This window comes from Cryobacterium glucosi (assembly GCF_004402235.1).
Lineage (GTDB): Bacteria > Actinomycetota > Actinomycetes > Actinomycetales > Microbacteriaceae > Cryobacterium > Cryobacterium glucosi.
In genome coordinates this window covers 58764-73371 of sequence record NZ_SOFS01000045.1, presented here as the reverse complement: position 1 = coordinate 73371, position 14608 = coordinate 58764, and the positions used below count along the sequence as shown (strand labels likewise).

The window sequence follows — 14608 nt, the reverse complement described above, 5'->3', positions numbered from 1 at the left end:
AAGGCACCCTACTAATCTAGAGGAATGACCGAGACAGAGTCCCCGCAGTCCGCCGTCCCCACCACCGCCTGGGGCTACGGCCTGGCCACCGTCGCCGAGGACGGCACGGTCCTCGACACCTGGTTCCCCGCTCCCCTGCTCGGCTCGCTGCCCGCCGGCCGCGACCGGTGGATCGTGCCCGCCTCGGTCACCGAACTCGCCGGGGCGGACCCGCGGCGTGCCGTGCGCCTCGAGACCGTGACGATCGAGATCGACCTCACCGCGCCGCCGGCCGGCACTGCGGATGCCTACCTGCGGCTGCACCTGCTCTCGCACCTGCTCGTCAGGCCCAACAGCATCAACCTCGAGGGCATCTTCGGCCACCTGCCCGTCGTGGTGTGGACGAACGCCGGCCCGATGCTGCCCGCCGACTTCGACCGGCTGCGCCCGGCCTTGCAGCGCGCGGGCATCCAGGCCAGCGGCGTTGACAAGTTCCCGCCGCTGCTGAACTACGTCACCCCCGACCGGGTGCGGATCGCGGACGCCTCGCGGGTCCGCCTCGGCGCCTACCTCTCCCCCGGCACCACGGTCATGCACGAGGGCTTCGTGAACTTCAACGCGGGCACCCTCGGCGTCTCCATGGTCGAGGGGCGCATTTCGCAGGGGGTCGTCGTCGGCAACGGCGCTGACATCGGCGGCGGCGCCTCGATCATGGGCACCCTGTCCGGCGGCGGCACCGAGCGCGTGCGCATCGGTGAACGCGCCCTGCTCGGCGCGAACTCCGGCATCGGCATCTCGATCGGCGACGATTCCGTCGTCGAGGCCGGCCTCTACGTCACGGCAGGCACGAAGGTATCCCTGCCCGACCAGCCGCGCACCGCGGACGGCCGCATGCAGACGATGAAGGCCGTCGAGCTGTCCGGGGTGCCGAACCTGCTCTTCCGACGCAACTCGATGTCGGGCGCCGTCGAGGTTCTCGCCCGCAGCGGGAACGGCATCGTCCTGAACGAGCAGTTGCACGCCTGACCCTGGTCCGACGAAAGCGGATGCCCGGCACGCGATCGCGTGCCGGGCATCCGTCGTTCTGCGGGTGTGCAGCTAGCGGCGGGGGAAGTCCCTGGCCGGGGAGCCCGTGTACAACTGCTGTGGGCGGCCGATCTTCGTCGTCGGGTCCGCGTTCATCTCGCGCCAGTGCGCGACCCAGCCGGGAAGGCGGCCCACGGCGAAGAGGACCGTGAACATGCTCGTCGGGAAGCCCATCGCCTTGTAGATGACGCCGGTGTAGAAGTCGACGTTGGGGTAGAGCTTGCGCTCGCGGAAGTAGTCGTCGTTGAGGGCGATGTGCTCGAGCTCCTTGGCGATGTCGAGGAGGTCGTCCTTGACGCCGAGGGCGGCGAGCACCTCGTCGGCGCTCTCCTTGACGAGGGTCGCGCGCGGGTCGTAGTTCTTGTACACCCGGTGGCCGAAGCCCATCAGGCGCACGCCCTGCTCCTTGTTCTTGACCCGTTCGACGAACTTCTCCACGCTCTCGCCGGAGGCCCTGATCTCGCCGAGCATCTTGAGCACGGCCTCGTTCGCGCCGCCGTGCAGCGGACCGGAGAGAGCGCTGATGCCGGCGGACACGGAGGCGAAGAGGTTGGCCTCGGTGGAGCCGACGAGGCGCACGGTCGACGTCGAGGCGTTCTGCTCGTGGTCTTCGTGCAGCATCAGCAGGCGTTCGAGCGCCTTGCTCACCACCGGATCGACTTCGTACGGCTCCGCGAGGGTCCCGAAGATGAGCTTGAGGAAGTTGTCGACGTAGCCGAGGGAGTTGTCCGGGTAGAGGAAGGCCTGCCCGACGCTCTTCTTGTGGGCGTACGCCGCCATGACCGGAAGCTTGGCGAGCAGGTGGATCGTGGCGATTTCGACCTGGTCCGGGTCGTTCGGGTCGAGCGAGTCCTGGTAGTACGCGGCCATCGCGGACACGCCGGAGGCGAGCACGGACATCGGGTGCGCGTTGAACGGCAGCACGTCGAAGAAGCGGCGCATGTCCTCGTGCAGCAGGGTGTGCTTGCGGATGCGCTTGTCGAAGGCCTCGAGCTCGCCTGCGCTCGGCAGTTCGCCGTAGATGAGCAGCCACGCGGTCTCGAGGAAGTTGGAGTTCTGGGCGATCTGTTCGATCGGGTAGCCGCGGTAGCGCAGGATGCCCTTGCCGCCGTCGATGTACGTGATCGCCGAACGGGTCGCCGCGGTGTTCACGAAGCCGGAGTCCAGGGTGACGAGCCCGGTCTGCCGGGTCAGTGTCGAGATATCGATGCCGGAGGGGCCCTCGGTCCCGTGGGCGATCGGGAACTCGGCGATGCCCCCTGGGAAGGCGAGCGTCGCCCCCAAGGGGTCGATGGACGGTGTTCGCTGTACGACGTCGCTCACGGCGCCTCCCTGAATATCACTGAGTGTCACTGAATCACTGCCTTACGGACTGGGGGTGGCCGCCATGGCACACCGGTGTGGCTAGAGACGTCCAAGCGGATACAGCCTAATCGGCCCCACCACCCACTGTTGCATCCGCCAAACTTTCGGCAGTTTCACCGGAGGAGTGCCACAAGAATGTCGATGTTACCCGCTCCGGGTACACCGTGGGCAGTTGCTACTCTAGCGACCGGAGCCGAGCGGCGGCTGCGTGGATGCGCTCATCCGTCGCCGTGAGCGAGAATCGAACGTGCTGCGGGTACCCGTCCCCGTAGAAGGATCCCGGTCCGGCGAGGATGCCGAGGCCGGCGAGTTCGGCGATCGACTGCCAGCAGTCGACCCCCTTCGTCGCCCACAGGTAGAGGCCGGCCTCGCTCCTGTCGATCCGGTACCCGGCGGCCTCGATCGCCGGCAGCAGCACGGCTCGCCTGCCCCGGTACCGTTCACGCTGGGCCGCAACGTGGGAGTCGTCGCCGAGGGCGGCCACCATCGCGGCCTGGAGCGGCTGCGGGAGCATCAGGCCGGCGTGCTTCCGCACGGTGAGCACGCGGGCGAGCACGTCGGCGCAGCCGGCCGCGAAGGCGCCGCGGTAGCCGGCCATGTTGGACTGCTTGCTGAGGGAGTAGATCGCGAGCACGTTGCGCCGGTCGGTGCCGATCACGCGCGGGTCGAGGATGCTGGGAATCGGCTCGGACGCCCAGGGTCCCGCCCAGCCGAGCTCGGCGTAACACTCATCGGACACGATGACGGCCCCGAGGTCCAGTGCGCGCGCGACGGCGGCACGCAACTCGGACACCGACAGCACGCGGCCATCGGGGTTTCCCGGGCTGTTCAGCCAGATGAGCTTCGTCGTTGCCGGCCACGCGGCCGGGTCGTCGGAGGCGAACGCGTCGCATCCGGCCATCGCGGCGCCGATCGCATAGGTGGGGTATGCCGCGAGCGGGTGGACGACGGTGTCGCCCTCGCCGAGGCCGAGCATGAAGGGCAGGAGGGCGACGAGTTCCTTGGAACCGATCGTGGGGAGCACGTTGGCCGGCGTCAGCCCGGCGACCCCGCGACGACGCGCATACCAGTCGACGATCGCGGCCTGCAGCTCAGGCGTGCCGACGGTCTGCGGGTACGCGTGGGCATCCGTTGCCGCGACGAGGGCGGTGCGCACGACGTCCGGGGTCGGATCGACGGGCGAGCCGATCGACAGGTCGACGATGCCGTCGGCGTGCGCGCGGGCCTGGGCCGCGAACGGCGCCATCTGGTCCCACGGGTAGTCAGGGAGCGGCTTGAGCACGACCGGTCAGACCTGCGGGGGCAGGACGGCGATGATCGGGTGGTCCTTGTGGATCACGCCGACCTTCGCGGCGCCGCCGGGAGACCCGATGTCATCGAAGAATTCGACGTTGGCCTTGTAGTACTCGGCCCACTGCTCGGGGACGTCGTCCTCGTAGTAGATGGCCTCAACGGGGCAGACCGGTTCGCAGGCGCCGCAGTCGACGCATTCGTCCGGGTGGATGTAGAGGGAACGGTCGCCCTCGTAAATGCAGTCGACCGGGCATTCGTCCACGCAGGCGCGGTCTTTCACGTCGACACACGGCAGGGCAATGACATAGGTCACGAGCGGGGAGCTCCCTTCACGAGCTGAACGTCCAGTCTAGGTCAAGCGCCCCGGGTCAGGCGTCGTGGCTCAGGCGTCGTGGCTCAGGCGCCCTGGCCCGACCGGCCCCTTCGCTGCGGGAGCCGCGGCCAGGCCAGCACGAGCGAGGCGACGAGGGTCGGCAGCACCGTCCACAGCGTGCCGGCCAGTCCGGCGGGCACGAGCACGGAACCGCCCGTGCTCTTGAGCGACAACAGGAAGATCGATCCGACGAGGCCGATCGTGCACGCGAGCACGACCACCCGGTCGTCGAGCACGAGCCGGAGGCCGACGAGGAGGGCGCTCGCAGCCAGTGTCGCGAGAACGAGGCCGACGGGCAGGGTCACGGGGCCGAGCACGAGTGTGGCCTGGTGCGCCACCGTGCCGAGCACCCCGAAGACCACGCCGGCGGCGAGAGCGAAGAGGCTCGCGACGGCGCGCAGCGCTCCGGTCGCGAAGGCGCCGGCCGGCGCCGGGTCCGTCGGGTCCGCCGGGTCCGTCGGGTCCGCCGGGTCCGCCGGGGACGGCTGCTTCGCCGCGCCCTCCGGGTCCGCTCCGGGCTGCGGTGCCTGAACGGCGGATGCCGCGGCCCGGCCTGCGGGCGCGGCCGGCGGCGGTGTGGCCCTCAGGTAGGTTTCGGTTCCCGTGACCGACCCGGCGGGGTCCCCGGGACGGACGGCCGTCACGACGCGTCCGTCAACGGTCCAGCGGTCCGGGTATGCGGAGAGGGCGGCGAGCTTCTGCTCAATGTGGTCGCTGACGTCGATCGCGACGATCCGCTGCCCGATGGCCTCGGTGACCCCGCGACTCACGAAGACCGGCACCCGGGAGGCGTGCGCGGCATCCACTGCAGCAGCCTGGAGCAGCTCGCTGCGGGCGCCGATCACGATCGCCGTCGCCCGGACCTCGTCGAGCACGGCGCGCACGGCCGCGGCGGGGTCTGTCGAAGGGGGCAGGACACGCCAGTCGCTGACGCCGAGTGCGGAGAGTGCCGCACGCACATCGGAGCTCGCCCCCGAGGTGCTGTCACCGGTGTCACCCGGCGCCCGGGCGCCGAAGAGCACGACGACCCCTGCGTCATCGCCGCGCAGGCGGGCAATGGTCCCGCCGGTGAACCAGGCCTCGTCGCCGGGACGGTCGTGCACGAAGACGATGCGTTCTGCACTGCCGGACATGACCATCGATGAGCTCCCCAGGGTCGGATTGGCGGACACCCACCTCAGAATAATAACTGGACATTCGCGGCCGACCGCCGGTAGAGTCGCTCGAGTAAGGATAGCCTTACCAAACTCAACCGCTCCCGAAGACCAGGAAACCGTGCTCGCAAACTATCTGATCGGCCTCCGTGAGGGCCTCGAAGCCGCACTCATCGTGACGATCCTCGTCGCCTATGTCGTCAAGATCGGGCGGAAGGACGTTCTGCCGCGAATCTGGGCGGGCGTCGGACTCGCCGTGCTCCTCGCGCTCGCCATCGGCGCCCTGCTCACCTACGGCACATACGGCCTCTCGTTCGCGGCCCAGGAGACGATCGGCGGACTGCTCTCGATCGCCGCGACCGGGCTCGTGACCTGGATGGTGTTCTGGATGCTCCGCACCGCGCGCACCCTCTCGAGCCACCTCCGCGGCAGCATCGACAAGTCCCTGCTCGGCTCCGGCATCGGGCTCGTCGTCGTCGCCTTCATCGCCGTCGGCCGGGAGGGCATCGAAACGGCGCTGTTCCTCTGGGCCGCCGTGCAGGCGACCGGGGAGACCACCCTGCCGCTCCTCGGCGCCTTCCTCGGCATCGTCACGGCTGCCGGCCTCGGCTGGCTGATCTACTCGGGGATGCTGCGGATCAACCTCGCGAAATTCTTCACCTGGACCGGCGGCATCCTCATCGTCGTCGCGGCCGGCGTGCTCTCCTACGGCGTGCACGACCTGCAGGAGGCCGGCGTCCTGCCGGGCCTGCACAGCATCGCCTTCGACGTGAGCGCCGCCATCCCGCCGGACAGCTGGTACGGCACCCTGCTCAAGGGAACGCTCAACTTCTCCCCCGCGACGACCTGGCTCGAACTCCTGGTCTGGGTCGCCTACGTCGGAACCACGCTCACCTTCTTCGCCCGCGCAGTCCACCGCGGCCGCACCCGAACCACCTCGACGGAGGATCTGCCCGACACCGTGCTGGCAAGCGCCTGATCGCTCCGCAACCCGAAAACTCCCGTCGGCTCGGTTCGAATCGGCTCGGTTCGAATCGGCTCGGTTCGAATCGGCTCGGTTCGAATCGGCTCGGTTCGAATCGGTTCGGGCTCCCTCGCCCGCCCGTCGCACACCGGGCGCGCCCGGCATCCGCGCCGCGGACCATGTTCCCGCCCCACCACCCCTAAGGACTCCATGCAGCCCCGAATCCTCCCCCTCGCCGGGAGCGTCACCCTCGGCCTCGTCTCCCTGCTCGCCCTCACCGGCTGCGTCCCGAACGCCTCGGCGCCCGGCGCCGCGCACGCCGCCCTGACCGTCGACAGCAGCGCGACGGCGTGCACCGTGTCCGGAGCGGAGGCCCCGGCCGGCAACGTCACCTTCACCGTCTCGAACTCCGGAGACCAGGTCACCGAGTTCTACCTCCTCGGCGACGACCAGCTCCGCATCGTGGGTGAGGCGGAGAACATCGGCCCCGGCCTCAGCCGTACCCTCGTCGTCGACCTGAGCGCCGGCAGCTACTTCACGGCGTGCAAGCCCGGCATGACCGGTGCGGGCATCGGCCAGGCCCCGTTCACCGTGACTCCGGCGAGCGCTGCGGATGCCGCGACGAACGCCCCCGGCGACGCCGAACTCAGCGCGCGCATCGACACCGCGAACGCCAACTATGCGTCCTACGTGAAAGACCAGATCGGCCAGCTCGTCACCGGGACCGCCGCGTTCGCCGCCGCATACACCGCCGGCGACGACGACACCGCCCGCGGACTCTACGCGGCCACCCGCGCGCACTGGGAGCGGGTCGAGACCGTCGCGGAATCCTTCGGCGACCTGGATCCGAAGCTCGACCTCCGCGAGGCCGACCTCGAAGAGGGCCAGGACTGGACCGGCTGGCACGCCATCGAGAAGGACCTCTGGCCGACCGAGGCCGAAGCTGGCTTCGCCGCATACCCGGCCGCCGAGCGCGCTCGCCTTGCCGGGCTGCTCGTCACGGACACGGCGACCCTGAACGAGAAGGTGCAGCCGCTCACGTTCACTCTTTCCCAGCAGACCAACGGCGCGATCGGTCTCCTCGACGAGGTCGCGAGCGGCAAGGTCACCGGCGAGGAGGAGGTCTGGTCACACACCGACCTCTGGGACTTCCAGGCCAACGTCGACGGCGCCCGGGTGCTCTACGCCGGGGTGCGGGACGTCCTCGTGCAGAAGGATGCCGCCCTCGCCGCGACCCTCGACACCCGCTTCACCGCCCTGCAGAGCCTCCTCGACGCCCAGCGAGTCGGCGACGGCTTCGTCCTGTACACCGACCTGTCCACCGGCACCGTCAAGGGCCTCGCCGACCAGGTCAACGCCCTCGCCGAACCCCTCGGCCGGCTCACCGCGGCTCTCGTCCTGTGATGAAGGGCGGCGATTCGCGAGAGCGGAAAAATGGCCCCTTCCCGCGCGCCGAAGGGGCCGAAACTCCGCTCTCGCGGGAGGAAGGGGACGACCAGGCGGATGCCGGCGCGAGCGCGTCGGGGACGGCGCCCGCCGTCGGGGCGCCAGCGAAAGCCCCGCGCGGCATCTCCCGGCGCGGCCTCCTCGGCCTCGCCGGGGCAGGCGTCGCGGGCCTCGGCATCGGTATCGCCGCTGACCGCGGGGTCCAGGCCCTCGCAGCGGCGGGCGCCCCGGCAGCGGGAAGCACCGTCTACCCGTTCTACCAGGATCACCAGGCCGGCATCGTGACGCCCGCCCAGGACCGGCTGCACTTCGCGGCGTTCGATCTGACCCCAGGAGCCAGCCGCGCCGACCTGGTCTCCCTGCTGCAGGACTGGACGACCGCGGCCGCCGCCCTGACCGCCGGTCACGACATCGGCCGGTACGGGGCCGTCGACGGGCCGTACGATGCCCCGCCAGAGGACACCGGCGAGGCGTTCGGGCTGCCTCCGGCCGGCCTGACGATCACGGTCGGCTTCGGCCCGACGCTCTTTGCGACGAGCGCAGGCGAGGACAGGTTCGGCCTCGCATCCGCTCGCCCGGACGCCCTCGTCGACCTGCCGCACTTTCCAGGAGACCAGCTCGATGCCGCGCGCAGCGGCGGCGACCTCTGCGTCCAGGCCTGCGCCGACGACCCGCAGGTCGCGGTGCACGCGATCCGCAACCTGTCCAGGATCGCCTTCGGTCGCGCGGCGATCCGCTGGTCGCAGCTCGGCTTCGGTCGCACCTCGTCGACGAGCACGAGCCAGGCCACCCCGCGCAACCTCTTCGGGTTCAAGGACGGCACCGCCAACATCAAGGCCGAACAGCCGGCCGTCGTCGACGACCAGGTCTGGGTCGGCTCGGGCGACGGCCCCGCGTGGCTCACCGGGGGCTCCTACCTCGTCGCCCGGCGGATCCGGATGACGATCGAGACCTGGGACCGCACCGCACTGCGCGAACAGGAAACCGTGTTCGGCCGCACCAAGGGCGAAGGCGCCCCGCTCTCCGGCGGCACCGAATTCACCGAGCCCGACTTCGCCGGCACCGGCAAGGACGGCGCCCCGCTGATCGACCCGGCCTCACACGTGCGCCTCGCCCACCCCGCCCAGAACAAGGGGGTGCAGATGCTGCGGCGCGGTTACAACTTCGTGGACGGCAACGACGACCTCGGCCGGCTCGAGGCCGGGCTGTTCTTCATCAGCTACCAGCGCCGCCCCTCGCAGTTCACGACCGTGCAGCTCGCCCTCGCGCGGCACGACGCCATGAACGAGTACGTCCGGCACGTCGGTTCAGCCCTTTTCGCCGTCCCGCCCGGCGCCGCCCGCGGCAGCTACCTCGGCGCCGCCCTCTTCGCCTGACCGCCGCCGCGGCGCATCCGCCCGCCCTTCCTGCCGCGAGAGCGCACTTGTGGCCCTGAAAACGCGGTGAGAAGGGCCACAAGTGCGCTCTCGCGGACCGTCCGGGGGTCTCGGAGCAACCCTCGCGGATTCTCAGGATCGTGGAGCGATCGGTAAGGGTAGGCTAACCATCCCCGTGCTATCGTGATGCTGCATCAGTATCCAGACCAGAACCGGAGTGCCGTGCTCGCCAACTACCTGATCGGACTCCGAGAGGGGCTCGAAGGTGCCCTCATCGTCACCATTCTCGTCGCCTACCTCGTGAAGATCGCCCGCCGCGACCTGCTCGGCCGTCTCTGGACGGGCGTCGGCCTCGCCGTGCTCCTCGCCCTCACGATCGGCGCCGTGCTCACCTTCGGCACCGCGAGCCTTCCGGAATCGGCCGAACCGGCCATCGCCGGCACGCTCTCCATCGCCGCGACCGGCCTGGTCACCTGGATGGTGTTCTGGATGCTGCGCACGGCCCGCGACCTGAGCGGCCACCTCCGCGGCACGATCGACCGCTCCCTCGTCGGCACCGGCGTCGGCCTCGTTCTGATCGCCTTCCTCGCCGTCGGGCGGGAGGGCATCGAAACGGCCCTGTTCATCTGGGCCGCCGTGCAGTCGACCGGCGAGACCACGCTGCCGCTCATCGGGGCCGCGCTCGGCATCCTCAGCGCGGTCGGCCTCGGAGCGCTCATCTACTTCGGCATGCTCAAGATCAACCTCGCGCGGTTCTTCACCTGGAGCGGGGCGATCCTGATCGTCGTCGCGGCCGGGGTACTCTCCTACGGTGTGCACGACCTGCAGGAGTCCGGGATCCTCCCCGGCGAGCACAACCTCGCCTTCGACGTGAGCGCCGCCATCCCGCCGGAGAGCTGGTACGGCACGCTGCTGAAGGGCACTCTGAACTTCTCGCCGGAGACCACCTGGCTCTCGCTGCTGGTCTGGCTCGCATACACCGGAACGGTGCTCACGATCTTCCTCGTGTCGAGCGCCCGCAACCGGGCCGGGCGTCCGGTCGTCGCCCCCCGCGTCGATGCCGTGAAGATGGCCGCCACCGCCCGCTGAGCCCGCTGAACGCGCTGAACCCGCCGCACCGTCGCCAAAGGAGACCACAGATGCCCGAATTCGTCCGGTCGGCCGATGGCACTCGGATCGCGTACGACAGCCTCGGTTCCGGGGACCCGGTCATCGTCGTCGGCGGTGCCTTCAACACCCGGTCCTCCCCGTATCCGCTCGTGACCCTGCTCGCCGAGCACGTCACGGCGTACACCTTCGACCGGCGCGGCAAGGGCGAGAGCCCGGAATCCGGGCCGTACGCGGTCGAACGCGAAATCGAGGACCTGGCCGCCCTCGTCGCCGTGGCCGGAGGCGCAGCCGGCGTGTACGGCCATTCCTCCGGAGCGATCCTGGCGATCGAGGCCGCCGCCGCCGGCGTGCACATCACCCGGCTCGCAGTCTACGAGCCGCCATACACCGCCGATCCGGAGCACCCGGCCCCGGCGGACGACCTCGGCCTCCAGGCCGCCCTCGACGCCGGAGACCCCGCTGCCGCAGCGGCGCTCTTCCTCCGCATCACCGGAATGGACGACGCGGCCGTGCGCTCCATCACGTCCGCACTGTTCTGGCCTGGACTCGTCCACCTCGCCCCCACCCTGCCGCACGAACTCGCCCTGACGGGCGACGGCCTGCCCCCTCGTGAACGCCTGACCGCGATCACGGCACCCACGCTGGCACTCGCCGGTGGCAGGAGCCCGGCCTGGGCAGCCCGTGCAGCCGTGGCCGTGGCGTCCTGCGTCGCCGACGGTACGGTGCTGACCGTGCCCGGCCAGGGTCACGACGTCGACCAGGCCGTGCTGGCCCCGCTGCTCGCCGACTTCTTCCTGGGCCGCTGACCTCGTTCCGCCGATTCCGTGCCGCCGCGGGAACCTTTTCCGCCGCCGGGGCGTTGGAACCTGCATGAGAGCAATCGTCTACAGCGAAACCGGCACCCCCGACGTCCTCCGTCTCGTCGAACGCGATCTTCCGCAACCCGGACCCGGCGAGGTACGGGTGCGCATCCTCGTCTCGGGCGTGAACCCCACCGACTGGAAGTCGCGCGCGGGCAGCCGGCCCGGCGAAGCGCTCTTGTTCCCCGAGGTCGTGCCGAACCAGGACGGCGCCGGCATCGTCGACGCCGTCGGCGCGGGCGTCGAGCGCCTGGACGTCGGCGACCGGGTCTGGACGGCCATCGCCGCGTACGGACTCGCCTCCGGCGGCACCGCCCAGGACTTCACCGTGCTCCCGGCCGAACGGGTGTACCCGCTGCCGGACTCGGCGAGCTTCGACCTCGGCGCGACCCTCGGCGTTCCGGCCATGACAGCGCACCGCGCGCTCACCGTCGCCGAAGACGGACCCCGGCGCCTCTCCCCCGGTGCACTCACCGGACGGACTGTGCTCGTCGCCGGTGGCGCAGGCGCGGTCGGCCACGCGGCCATCGAGCTGGCCCGCTGGGCAGGGGCGACCGTCATCACGACGGTGAGCAGCGCGGAGAAGGGCGCACTCGCATCCGCCGCCGGCGCGCACCACGTCGTGAACTACCGCGAGGCGGATGCCGCCCGCGCCATCCGGGCGCTGGCGCCCGAAGGCGTCGACCTTGTCGTCGAAGTCGCTCCCGCGCAGAATGCGGTCCTCAACACGGCCGTGATCCGCACCCGCGGCTCGATCGCGGTGTACGCGACGACGGGAAAGCCGCTCGCGCTCGACATCCGTTCCCAGATGACCCTCAACGTGCGCTACCAGTTCCAGTTGCTCTACACGCTCGGCCAGGACCTCCTCGACGCCGCAGCCGCCGACATCGGTTCGGCCATCGGTGACGGCGCCCTCCACGTCGGTGCCGAAGCCGGCCTGCCCCTGCACCGCTTCCCCCTCGAGAGCACCGCGGGCGCGCACGCCGCCGTCGAGGCCGGCCTGGTTGGCAAGGTCCTCATCGACGTCGCCCCCTGAGGAATTCGGCGGGCAGGCGCCGTTCGGGGCCCGGCGGTCAGGAGACCGGCGTGACCGTATAGAGCAGGCCGTCCGTGTTTCCAGCGACGAGCACCGCGTAGTGGTCGTTCTTCATCGAGACGAGACCTGCGGAGCCCACCGTCGCCGAGACGTCGCTCCCGGCCACGAAACCGGCGGCCGTCAGGGTCCGGGTGGCCTCGGCTACGGGATCGGCGGCGGTTGCCTTGACGGTCACGGTCCAGCCGGGCTTGTCACCCTTCTGGGCCGACGCGAACAGGATTTCGCCGTCGACGATGGGCACCTCGGACGGCCAGCCGGCCGGGAGCGCGCCGCCCAGGCTCACGTCTCCGTTTGTCGCACCCTGCACGGCCCCGTTCACGGCCTTCTGCGCGGCGTCGGCGCTGCATCCGGTCAGCAGCGTGCCGCCGACCAGGGCAAGCGCGATCGTCGCCAGGACGCGGGCGTGCAGGAGGGGTGTCGTCATCTTCTTCTCTTCCTCAGTCGTGGGGCAAAACAAACGGCGCCGGCGGTGCCGCTCTGGTCTACCAGAGCGTAACCGCCGGCGCCGCCGACAAGGTGGGACTAGTTCGCGTCCTGCTTCTTGATGCGCGAGACGTTGCGTGCGCGAGCGGATGCCGCGAGCTCGACCTTGCGGATACGCACGATCGCGGGGGTCACCTCGACACACTCGTCTTCACGGGCGAATTCGAGGCACTCCTCGAGCGTCAGCTGACGCGACGGCGTCATCGACTCGAAGGTGTCGGAGGTGGACTGACGCATGTTGGTCAGTTTCTTTTCCTTGGTGATGTTGACGTCCATGTCGTCGGCGCGCGAGTTCTCGCCGATGACCATGCCTTCGTAGACCTCTTCGGTCGGGTTGACGAAGAAGGACATCCGCTCCTGCAGGGCGATGATCGCGAACGGCGTCACGACGCCGTTGCGGTCGGCGACGATCGAGCCGTTGTTGCGGGTGATGATCGGGCCGGCCCAGGCCTCGTAGCCGTGGAAGATCGCGTTGGCGATACCGGTACCGCGGGTGTCGGTCAGGAACTGGGTGCGGAAGCCGATCAGGCCGCGGGACGGAACGATGAATTCCATCCGGACCCAGCCGGTGCCGTGGTTCGCCATGTTCTCCATGCGGCCCTTGCGCGCGGCGAGGAGCTGGGTGATCGCGCCGAGGTACTCTTCGGGCGAGTCGATGGTGAGGTGTTCGTACGGCTCGTGGATCTTGCCGTCGACGCGGTGCACGACGACCTGCGGCTTGCCGACGGTGAGCTCGAAGCCTTCGCGGCGCATCTGCTCGACGAGGATGGCGAGGGCGAGTTCGCCACGGCCCTGGACCTCCCAGGCGTCCGGGCGTCCGATGTCGACGACCTTCAGGGAGACGTTACCGACAAGTTCGCGGTCGAGACGGTCCTTGACCATGCGGGCGGTGAGCTTGTGGCCCTTGACCTTGCCCATGATGGGCGAGGTGTTGGTGCCGATCGTCATCGAGATGGCGGGCTCGTCGACCGTGATGGTCGGCAGCGCGCGGGGGTCGTCGGGGTCCGCGAGGGTCTCACCGATGGTGATGTCCTCGAAGCCGGCGACGGCGACGATGTCGCCGGGGCCCGCGCTCTCGGTCGGGTAGCGGTCGAGAGCCTTGGTGATCAGGAGCTCGGTGACGCGCACGTTGTGCACCGAACCGTCGTGCTTGATCCAGGCGACGGTCTGGCCCTTGCGGATCGTGCCGTGGAAGACGCGGAGCAGCGCGAGGCGGCCGAGGAACGGCGAGGCGTCGAGGTTGGTGACGTGGGCCTGCAGCGGGTGCTCGTCGTCGTAGACGGGGGCCGGGATGTGCTCGAGGATCGCTTCGAAGAGCGGCTCGAGGTCGGCGTTGTCGGGCAGCTGGCCGTTCTCGGGCTGGTTGCGGCTCGCGGCGCCGTTACGGCCGGACGCGTAGACGACGGGGACGTCGAGAATGGCGTCGAGGTCGAGGTCGGGGTGCGTGTCGGCCATGTCGCTCGCGAGGCCGATGAGCAGGTCCTGGCTCTCCGCGACGACCTCTTCGATGCGCGCGTCCGGGCGGTCGGTCTTGTTGACCAGGAGGATCACGGGCAGGTGGGCCTCGAGCGCCTTGCGCAGCACGAAGCGGGTCTGCGGCAGCGGGCCCTCGCTCGCGTCGACGAGGAGAACGACACCATCGACCATGGACAGGCCGCGCTCGACCTCGCCACCGAAGTCGGCGTGGCCGGGGGTGTCGATCACGTTGATCGTGATGGGGCCGTCGGTGGCGTGGATGCCCTTGTACGAGATCGCCGTGTTCTTGGCGAGGATGGTGATGCCCTTTTCGCGCTCGAGCTCGTTCGAGTCCATCGCGCGCTCGTCCACGTGCGAGTGGTCCGAGAACGAGTTGGTCTGCTGGAGCATCGCGTCAACCAGCGTGGTCTTGCCGTGGTCGACGTGGGCGACGATTGCGACATTTCGGAGGTTATTGCGCGTGGCAATCGCCATGAAGTGAATCCTTACGAAGAATGATGCCGCGGACAAACGGATGCGGCGAAGAATGGATGTATGTGGTCAAGGT

At 69.8% G+C, this 14608-nt stretch carries 13 protein-coding genes; 7 read left to right on the top strand and 6 right to left on the bottom strand.

Translation table 11 applies throughout. The annotated features are described in order from the left end of the window. The first annotated feature begins 24 nt into the window (after positions 1–24). Positions 25–1005, top strand: coding sequence for a 2,3,4,5-tetrahydropyridine-2,6-dicarboxylate N-succinyltransferase (gene dapD, locus E3O46_RS17660; RefSeq protein ID WP_134559112.1), 981 nt, complete (start codon positions 25–27; stop codon positions 1003–1005). Positions 1006–1077: 72 nt separating this feature from the next. Here dapD and E3O46_RS17655 read toward each other — a convergent pair whose 3' ends face one another. The 4 genes from E3O46_RS17655 to E3O46_RS17640 form a co-directional block, all read right to left on the bottom strand. After that, positions 1078–2388: a citrate synthase gene (locus E3O46_RS17655; protein WP_198413359.1), complete on the bottom strand. Its 1311-nt coding sequence runs from the start codon at positions 2386–2388 to the stop codon at positions 1078–1080. Positions 2389–2605: 217 nt separating this feature from the next. Then, positions 2606–3712, bottom strand: a complete 1107-nt coding sequence (gene dapC / locus E3O46_RS17650; protein WP_277612987.1) for a succinyldiaminopimelate transaminase — start codon at positions 3710–3712, stop codon at positions 2606–2608. A 6-nt stretch (positions 3713–3718) separates the two neighbouring features. Then, the gene (gene fdxA, locus E3O46_RS17645) at positions 3719–4036 is read right to left on the bottom strand and encodes a ferredoxin (protein WP_104099174.1); all 318 of its coding nucleotides are present in this window, start codon (positions 4034–4036) and stop codon (positions 3719–3721) included. A gap of 83 nt (positions 4037–4119) precedes the next feature. After that, entirely contained in the window at positions 4120–5268 is a 1149-nt protein-coding gene (locus E3O46_RS17640) for a PIG-L deacetylase family protein (RefSeq protein ID WP_134562235.1), read from the bottom strand. A 103-nt stretch (positions 5269–5371) separates the two neighbouring features. Between E3O46_RS17640 and efeU (E3O46_RS17635) the strand changes: the two genes are divergently transcribed. The 6 genes from efeU (E3O46_RS17635) to E3O46_RS17605 all read left to right on the top strand — a co-directional run bounded on the left by efeU (E3O46_RS17635) (position 5372) and on the right by E3O46_RS17605 (position 12042). Beyond that, entirely contained in the window at positions 5372–6229 is an 858-nt protein-coding gene (efeU, locus tag E3O46_RS17635; RefSeq protein WP_134449536.1) for an iron uptake transporter permease EfeU, read from the top strand. A gap of 195 nt (positions 6230–6424) precedes the next feature. Beyond that, positions 6425–7618 carry an iron uptake system protein EfeO gene (efeO, locus tag E3O46_RS17625; RefSeq protein WP_134562231.1) on the top strand — a complete coding sequence of 398 codons (1194 nt, stop codon included), beginning with the start codon at positions 6425–6427 and terminating at the stop codon, positions 7616–7618. After that, positions 7618–9036, top strand: coding sequence for an iron uptake transporter deferrochelatase/peroxidase subunit (gene efeB, locus E3O46_RS17620; protein WP_134562229.1), 1419 nt, complete (start codon positions 7618–7620; stop codon positions 9034–9036). Before efeO ends, efeB begins: the two co-directional genes overlap by 1 nt. A gap of 222 nt (positions 9037–9258) precedes the next feature. After that, the gene (gene efeU / locus E3O46_RS17615) at positions 9259–10125 is read left to right on the top strand and encodes an iron uptake transporter permease EfeU (protein WP_134449622.1); all 867 of its coding nucleotides are present in this window, start codon (positions 9259–9261) and stop codon (positions 10123–10125) included. 50 nt (positions 10126–10175) lie between these two features. Next, positions 10176–10952, top strand: coding sequence for an alpha/beta fold hydrolase (locus E3O46_RS17610; protein ID WP_134562227.1), 777 nt, complete (start codon positions 10176–10178; stop codon positions 10950–10952). A 64-nt stretch (positions 10953–11016) separates the two neighbouring features. After that, the gene (locus E3O46_RS17605) at positions 11017–12042 is read left to right on the top strand and encodes an NADPH:quinone reductase (protein WP_134449532.1); all 1026 of its coding nucleotides are present in this window, start codon (positions 11017–11019) and stop codon (positions 12040–12042) included. Positions 12043–12079: 37 nt separating this feature from the next. Here E3O46_RS17605 and E3O46_RS17600 read toward each other — a convergent pair whose 3' ends face one another. Then, positions 12080–12526, bottom strand: coding sequence for a hypothetical protein (locus E3O46_RS17600; RefSeq protein WP_134449531.1), 447 nt, complete (start codon positions 12524–12526; stop codon positions 12080–12082). Positions 12527–12624: 98 nt separating this feature from the next. Continuing rightward, positions 12625–14535 (bottom strand): translational GTPase TypA, encoded by a 1911-nt coding sequence (typA, locus tag E3O46_RS17595; protein WP_134449530.1) that lies wholly within the window; start codon positions 14533–14535, stop codon positions 12625–12627. Positions 14536–14608: the final 73 nt, after the last annotated feature.

Excerpts from the sequence above, each read along its gene's own strand:
- E3O46_RS17610 (WP_134562227.1), top strand. The coding sequence starts at position 10,176 with ATGCCCGAATTCGTCCGGTCGGCCGATGGCACTCGGATCGCGTACGAC.
- efeO (WP_134562231.1), top strand. The coding sequence starts at position 6,425 with ATGCAGCCCCGAATCCTCCCCCTCGCCGGGAGCGTCACCCTCGGCCTC.
- E3O46_RS17600 (WP_134449531.1), bottom strand. The coding sequence starts at position 12,526 with ATGACGACACCCCTCCTGCACGCCCGCGTCCTGGCGACGATCGCGCTT.
- efeB (WP_134562229.1), top strand. The coding sequence starts at position 7,618 with ATGAAGGGCGGCGATTCGCGAGAGCGGAAAAATGGCCCCTTCCCGCGC.
- E3O46_RS17605 (WP_134449532.1), top strand. The coding sequence starts at position 11,017 with ATGAGAGCAATCGTCTACAGCGAAACCGGCACCCCCGACGTCCTCCGT.
- typA (WP_134449530.1), bottom strand. The coding sequence starts at position 14,535 with ATGGCGATTGCCACGCGCAATAACCTCCGAAATGTCGCAATCGTCGCC.
- dapD (WP_134559112.1), top strand. The coding sequence starts at position 25 with ATGACCGAGACAGAGTCCCCGCAGTCCGCCGTCCCCACCACCGCCTGG.